The sequence below is a fragment of the Finegoldia dalianensis genome (assembly GCF_046255015.1).
GTDB lineage: Bacteria > Bacillota > Clostridia > Tissierellales > Peptoniphilaceae > Finegoldia > Finegoldia magna.
In genome coordinates, this window is the sequence record NZ_JBDLBQ010000006.1 from 186,704 (window position 1) to 193,473 (window position 6,770).

The window sequence follows — 6,770 nt, forward strand, 5'->3', positions numbered from 1 at the left end:
GAGACAAAAATGTTTACTTACAAACTAAAAAAATTATACAGATACAGGCTGATTCCATTTTTGATTCTGTTTTCTATAACTATGGGAATTGTTGCTTTTTTTCTACATTTTAATACAACCAACCATGCTTTTGATTTTCTTAGTTCAAATCATATGTCCATTTCTCATGACATTAGTTGGGATGAAGTCGTCATCAAAAAAACTGATTGGAAGAAAATAACACCAGAGGAACCAGATAAGGAGAGCTACGAAAACCACAAAGCATATCTAATTGAAGGGAAAAATATACTACAAAACTTGATGAAAGCTCATGGGCTTGACGAAAACTACAAGTATAACAAATCAAATTACAATGAAAAGGATATCATAAAGTACACTAATGAATTGGATGCTCTGAATAATAAGTACAATACAGACGAGAACATAGATAATCCTAAGGAGCTCAGGAGAGCTGTACTGAATGGAGAAGGCTACATAAATTTCTTGAAAGAGAGAAACTCCGTAGAAGATAGATTGATTGACGAGAATGACAATCACAGTTTCAGCAAAGTGATATTTGATGAAGCTGGTGTGATTTTTGGAGCTGTGCCGATAATTCTACTAGGTTTTGTGATGATTTTTGCAATGAGAGAAGATGATATAACTTCCGTCACTTCGAATTCCAAAATCAAGGATGTAGCGAACGATTTTGGTATTATTATGTGTATGATTGTGATGTACATTTTCATTTCATTGTTGACAGTATTTGTGGCATCTTTAATAACTGGAAATGGCGTGGGCGATTTAACATATCACTACGATTCTACATTTGTTATTAGGACTGTTCAGGACAGAGTTGGTTCGATACACGAATACTCATACGTTATGAGAACGCCTTTGTCTACATTTTTTAAGAGTGTATTTCCTTTTGCGTTAATCACTATGGCGTTTGGATTTGCATTTTCTTTTGTTGATAAACTTATACAAAATACCAAAGCAAAATATTTTACTTTGGTTTTAATAATGAGTTTGCTATTGGTTGATTTTAATTTCTTCAATCATGCATACAATCCTCTAAGCTTGTTTAAGTCGTTTTCGTTAAAACCTGTGTTTGCTACAGTGTTTATGCTTTTGATAACAGCTATAGGCACGATTTTTTTGAACAGAAGAAAAGAATTCACATCACATGATACATACAAAGACCGAAATGTATTCAACTTAAAAGGTTCCATGAAAAACCGTGTTCTATCATTTAATGGATTTTTGATATTGTTTGTCGTGTGTGCTATTTTAGTTGGAAATATCTGCTTACAAAACAATTGGCACAATTTTAATTCTACTCAAACTAAAAACTATAACGATCATAATTCTACTGATGAAAATTGGACATATAGGGAGATTGATGAGATTAAGGCAAAATACGGCAATAGCAAAAGAGCAAATGTAATGATAGATTCTTATTCAGATTCTTTGGAATTTTATCAAAAGGAGAACCGATACCTCGAAGCTTACGAAAATAGATACAAATCTCCCCAAAAGTTCAACAATATGAACAAGGAAAGAGTAACTAAATTTAATGATATATATTATCAAGGAATAGGCACTAAAACAACTGGAATGGTGGATTTATTCAACGATTTTGCTCTTGAAGGAGCTTTCTTCAAACAAAAATACATGATAGCCAATAACATTATGCCAACTGACAAATATTATATTCCGGAATTAGGAATTGATTATAATCCTTTTGATGTGGATAGTTTCAAGGGAACTTTGCCTAAAATCAATTACTACATTACTCATGGTATATCAGAGAGAACTAATGCTTTTGCGATGTTACACGATTACTTCTATCTTAAATTAAATGTAGTGTTGATTGTATTTGCACTATTGCTGTTCACATCTACTATTATAAAATCGAATAAGCAGCTTGAACTTAAATCGGTACTTCCTGTAAGTCGAACAAAATCTTACAAGTCTAAGATTATAGAAAGCGTAATATATGCTATTGGTATAAACATCGTTGCAGCATTGATATTATTCTTAGCTGGAGGTATGATGGGTGGATTTGGAGACAGTGATTTTCCGATTATTAACTATATTGTGGACGGTGGAATAATTTATTCAAGTGTCGGCCCATTTCTCGTGTATATACTAGAATCTTTTACAATAACTGTGTTGTTTACGATATTTATCAGTATGTTTGTAAATTCTATGTACACTGCTACTAACAAACTATTTACTATATTAATATCCATAATTGCATTGATAATTCCATTTACTGCAATTAAATACATGGGGGTAATCGGATCATTTATTCCATTTAACTATGTGGATTCGGGATTTGTATCTACGGGATTTTTGTCGGCGTTGATAAGACAGAATTCTTATACTATGGTGATGGCTGTTGTAGTTCTTGTGATTAGTTCAATATTGTTTTATGTATTGGGCAGAGTTTCATTTGGCAGGAGGAAATAATGTTAGAAGTAGTAAATATTGAAAAAAGTTACGGAAAGAAAAAGATACTTCACGATATATCTTTTAGTATTGAAAAAGGACAAATCAAAGCTTTGGTAGGGCCGAATGGCTCTGGTAAGACTACTTTGATGAATACTATGACCAATCTTCTCAAAAGAGATGGCGGACAAGTTTTGGTAGACGGCAAAGAGTTTAAAGATGAGAAGATTTTTAATCATATTTCTTTTTTCAAAGATGAGAAAATCTTGGATGAAAACTTGTACGGCATGGATTATTTGAACTATATCAAAAATGTCTATAAAAGAACCAAGGATGATGTGGATAGGGTTATCAAAGAAATAGGAATTGAAAGTTTTGTAAAAAGCAAGACTGGTTCGTATTCATTAGGTATGAAAAAGAAGCTGATGCTTGCGATGGATTTCTTGCCACAAAGAGATATTATATTGCTTGATGAACCGCTTTCTGGTCTTGATCCAACTAGTGTTATAAAGATGATGGCTCTTATAAAGAAGAAAGCAAAAGATGGACAGGGGATTTTAATATCCAGTCACTCTTTAAACGATATCGATGAAATAACCAATAATATTTTGTTCTTAAAAGACGGGAAAATTTTGGAAGAAGTTTTGGAAAATGAAAAATTCATAGAGATTATTTCAAACGATAACGAAAAATTATCATCTGTTTTGAAATCAAAGGGTTTTAATATGGACAAAAATATGATAAGCTTAAACAACAATAGTATTAATGATATTTTGTCTATTATTATAGAAAATAATATTGAGATTTTGGATATCAAAAGACGTTCGAAAACTTCTCAAGAACGATACAAAGAAATTTTCGGAATTTAAAATAAAAATATGCAAAAAACTAAGAATTTGTTTGACATATCATAATGTTAATGATAGAATATACAAGGATAAATAAGAATATCTTGTATATTCTTTTTTTATGCATAAAATAATTTCAGGAGGTGGAAAATTTGCCAACAATTAATCAATTAGTAAGACAAGGAAGAAAATCTAAAACTTACAAATCTGATTCACCAGCTTTGAGTCGTAACTTCAACAGCATCAAAAAAAGCTATACAGAAGCTAACTCACCTCAAAAAAGAGGCGTATGTACTTCAGTAAGAACTATGACTCCTAAAAAGCCTAACTCAGCACTTCGTAAGGTTGCCAGAGTTCGTTTAACTAATGGTATGGAAGTTTTATCTTACATTCCAGGTATCGGACACAACCTACAAGAACACAGTGTTGTATTAATCAGAGGTGGTAGAGTAAAGGACTTACCAGGGGTAAGATACCACATTGTCAGAGGTGCTTTGGATACTGCAGCTGTTCAAAACAGAATGCAAGGTCGTTCAAAGTACGGTGCTAAGAAACCAAAGAAATAAAACAAAAACAAAAGGTATTAGTGTGAATAAAAGATTTTAATATACATTTATAGCACAGCGATGTAATTCGAGTACCTGAGAAATACTAAATAGTAAGGAGGGAAGCGAAGTGCCAAGAAAAGGACATGTTCAAAAAAGAGAGGTAATGCCAGATCCAGTTTACGATGATAAGACAGTTACTAAGCTTATCAACAACATTATGTTAGACGGAAAAAAAGGTACTGCCCAAAAAATTGTTTATGGTGCTTTTGATATTATCAAAGAAACTACAGGAGAAGACGCTCTTGAAGTATTCTACAAAGCAATGAACAATATTATGCCTATCTTAGAAGTTAAGACTAGAAGAATAGGTGGAGCTAACTACCAAGTTCCTATCGAAGTTAGACCAGAAAGAAGACAAACTTTAGGTTTGAGATGGTTAACAACTTATACAAGAGCTCGTGGTGAAAAAACTATGGTTGAAAAGTTAGCTAAAGAAATCATGGATGCAGCTAATAACACTGGTGCATCAGTTAAGAAGAGAGAAGACGTACACAAGATGGCTGAAGCTAATAAGGCTTTTGCACATTATAGATACTAATCTATCGGAAAGTAAGTAAGGAGAAAAAATGGCTAGACAAGTTTCATTAAAAGATACAAGAAACATTGGTATAATGGCCCATATTGATGCCGGTAAAACGACAGTTACTGAACGTATTTTATACTATTCAGGTAAAATCCATAAAATTGGGGACACTCACGACGGTGCCGCTCAAATGGACTGGATGGTTCAAGAACAAGAAAGAGGTATTACAATTACTTCTGCAGCAACAACTTGTTTCTGGAAAGGTAACAGAATCAATATCATCGATACACCGGGTCACGTTGACTTCACAGTTGAAGTAGAAAGATCTCTTAGAGTTCTTGACGGTTCAGTTGCTTTATTCGATGCGAAAAGCGGTGTAGAACCACAATCAGAAACTGTTTGGAGACAAGCTGATAAATATGGAGTACCAAGAATTTGCTTCATCAATAAAATGGACGCAACAGGCGCTGATTTCTTTATGTCTGTTGACACTATTAGAGAAAGATTGAGAGCAAATGCTGTACCTATCGAAATTCCTATCGGAGCTGAAGATAAATTCGTAGGTGTAGTTGATCTTATTACAATGAAGGCTAATATCTACAAAAACGAACTAGGAACAGAATTCACTGTTGAAGATATTCCAAGTGACTTAGTAGAAGTAGCTGAAAAATATAGAGCAGAATTATTAGAAAACATAGCAGAACACGATGAAGAGTTAATGGAAAAATACCTTGAAGGTGAAGAATTAACTGAAGAAGAAATCAAAAGAGCTATAAGAACTGCAACAATTGCTAACGCAATGAACCCAGTACTTTGTGGTTCTGCATATAAGAACAAAGGTGTTCAACCATTATTGGACGCTATCGTTGATTATATGCCAGCACCAATTGATGTACCAGACATCAAAGGTGTGGATCCTCAAACTGATGAACCAACTACAAGAAAATCATCAGATGAAGAACCATTTGCAGCATTAGCATTCAAAATCGCAACAGACCCATACGTTGGTAAACTTGCATTCACAAGAATTTACTCAGGAACTGTTGAATCAGGAAGCTATGTTTACAACTCAACAAAAGGTAAGAGAGAAAGAATTGGTCGTATCTTAATGATGCACGCAAACAAGCGTGAAGAAATTGATAAAGCATACGCTGGAGACATCGTAGCTATTATCGGATTAAAAGATACAACAACCGGGGACACTTTATGCGATATGGATAGCGAAGTTATCCTTGAAAACATGGAATTCCCAGATCCAGTAATTTCTGTAGCAATCGAACCTAAAACAAAAGCAAGTCAAGAAAAAATGGGTATTGCTCTTGCAAAACTTGCAGAAGAAGACCCAACATTTAGAACATATACAGATGAAGAAACTGGCGATACTATAATCTCTGGTATGGGTGAACTTCACCTTGAAATTATCGTTGATAGACTTTTACGTGAATTCAAAGTAGAAGCTAACATTGGTAATCCACAAGTTGCTTACAGAGAATCAATCACTCAAGCAGCTGAAGCTCAAGGAAAATACGTTAAACAATCAGGTGGACGTGGACAATACGGTGATTGTACTCTTAGAGTTGAACCAATCGAAAACCCTGAAGAAGCAAATGGTATCGAATTTGTTAACGCAATTGTCGGTGGTGCTATTCCAAAAGAATACATTCCATCAGTTCAAGCAGGTGCTGAAGAAGCAGCTCAAACAGGTATCTTAGGTGGATATCCAATGCTTGATATGAAGATTACTCTTTTAGACGGTTCTTACCACGATGTCGACTCATCAGAAATGGCATACAAAATTGCCGGTTCAATGGGCTTCAGAGCAGCAGTTGCTAAAGCAAAACCAATCTTATTGGAACCAACAATGAAAGTTGAAATCACAACTCCAGATGAATATTTGGGAGATGTAATGGGAGACGTTTCATCAAGAAGAGGTAAGATTGACGGTATGAATCCTAAAAATGGTGTACACGTATTAGATGCGTACATTCCATTGGCAGAAATGTTTGGATATGCAACAGACTTAAGATCAAAAACTCAAGGTCGTGCAACATATTCAATGCAAATGGATCATTATGAACAAGTTCCGAACTCGATTGCAGAAGAAGTAATAGGAAAAAAGAATAATAAATAGGAGGCTTATATAAATGAGTAAAGCTAAATTTGAAAGAACAAAACCACATGTTAACATTGGTACAATAGGTCACGTTGACCACGGTAAAACAACATTAACAGCAGCCGTAACACTTGTATTAAACAAGAGAATGGGCTCAGGAGAATTCGTAGACTACGCTAACATCGACAAAGCACCAGAAGAAAGAGAAAGAGGAATCACAATCAACACTTCTCACGTAGAATACG

6 protein-coding genes are annotated in these 6,770 nt (G+C 34.3%); all 6 read left to right on the plus strand.

Annotated elements, in window-relative coordinates:
* Positions 1 to 9: 9 nt before the first annotated feature.
* A complete protein-coding gene (locus tag ABDJ34_RS07815; RefSeq protein ID WP_412701951.1) occupies positions 10 to 2,454 on the plus strand; it encodes an ABC-2 family transporter permease in 2,445 nt (814 codons plus the stop codon).
* On the plus strand, positions 2,454 to 3,302 hold the full coding sequence (locus ABDJ34_RS07820; RefSeq protein ID WP_002838543.1) for an ABC transporter ATP-binding protein: 849 nt from the start codon (positions 2,454 to 2,456) through the stop codon (positions 3,300 to 3,302). The genes ABDJ34_RS07815 and ABDJ34_RS07820 overlap by 1 nt, the downstream gene beginning before the upstream one ends.
* 131 nt (positions 3,303 to 3,433) lie before the next feature.
* Complete coding sequence (gene rpsL, locus ABDJ34_RS07825; RefSeq protein WP_002835374.1) at positions 3,434 to 3,847, plus strand: 30S ribosomal protein S12; 414 nt, start codon at positions 3,434 to 3,436, stop codon at positions 3,845 to 3,847.
* Positions 3,848 to 3,956: 109 nt separating this feature from the next.
* The gene (gene rpsG / locus ABDJ34_RS07830; protein WP_002835373.1) at positions 3,957 to 4,427 is read left to right on the plus strand and encodes a 30S ribosomal protein S7; all 471 of its coding nucleotides are present in this window, start codon (positions 3,957 to 3,959) and stop codon (positions 4,425 to 4,427) included.
* 28 nt (positions 4,428 to 4,455) lie between these two features.
* Positions 4,456 to 6,543: an elongation factor G gene (gene fusA / locus ABDJ34_RS07835; RefSeq protein WP_274983783.1), complete on the plus strand. Its 2,088-nt coding sequence runs from the start codon at positions 4,456 to 4,458 to the stop codon at positions 6,541 to 6,543.
* A 13-nt stretch (positions 6,544 to 6,556) separates the two neighbouring features.
* A partial coding sequence (locus ABDJ34_RS07840; RefSeq protein WP_242430447.1) for a GTP-binding protein occupies positions 6,557 to 6,770 on the plus strand: 214 nt, incomplete at its 3' end.